The organism is Serratia odorifera, assembly GCF_041448735.1.
Lineage (GTDB): Bacteria > Pseudomonadota > Gammaproteobacteria > Enterobacterales > Enterobacteriaceae > Serratia_F > Serratia_F odorifera.
On record NZ_JBGMUT010000076.1, the window covers coordinates 1 to 547 of the forward strand.

General features: G+C 33.3%; 2 protein-coding genes. Both read right to left on the bottom strand.

Annotated features, from left to right (window positions below; genetic code table 11):
• Positions 1-320 (bottom strand): hypothetical protein (locus ACCC84_RS23920; RefSeq protein WP_503827466.1); only part of this gene is annotated, 320 nt, incomplete at its 3' end.
• A partial coding sequence (locus ACCC84_RS23925) for a hypothetical protein (RefSeq protein ID WP_503827467.1) occupies positions 313-547 on the bottom strand: 235 nt, incomplete at its 5' end. The genes ACCC84_RS23925 and ACCC84_RS23920, both read right to left, overlap by 8 nt.

The window sequence follows — 547 nt, forward strand, 5'->3', positions numbered from 1 at the left end:
TGTGCATGGAATAATCTTAGTTGTTCAGGTGACAATTTTTGCATATATAAGTAATGCATTTCAGCTAGTAGTTCATAAGTATATTGGTATTCTGAAATCTCAAGTAAAGCATCAAATTCGTGTTTAGTTTCTAAAGGCATTCGAATAGTACCACGCTTATCACTATTAACTAGTGTTGCTTTTGCAGGTAAACTAGGATCATATGGTGTAGAGGGAGTGATATCAGCTTTATAGCCAATATCAATTTTCCCTCCTGTATTTTTAGTCCCAGGATTCTCCCTGCCTTCCTTTTTGTTGAAAAAACCTATATCTTTACTCATTGCTTAAATCCTCCATCTTATTAATTCGCTCTAAAAATTCATCTGTAAATGGTTCGAAAACTTCATTAAATAACTTCTTGTCCCAATATTGATCCGTATTTAAGCCAACACGTGGAATGCTTTGAATTCTTTTAGCGTAAGGTATTAAATTTCTAAATAAATTGTTTTCCCCAAAAATGTTCTTCGCATCTTGTAGTACTGTACCATCTATTTTACCAGCACTATGT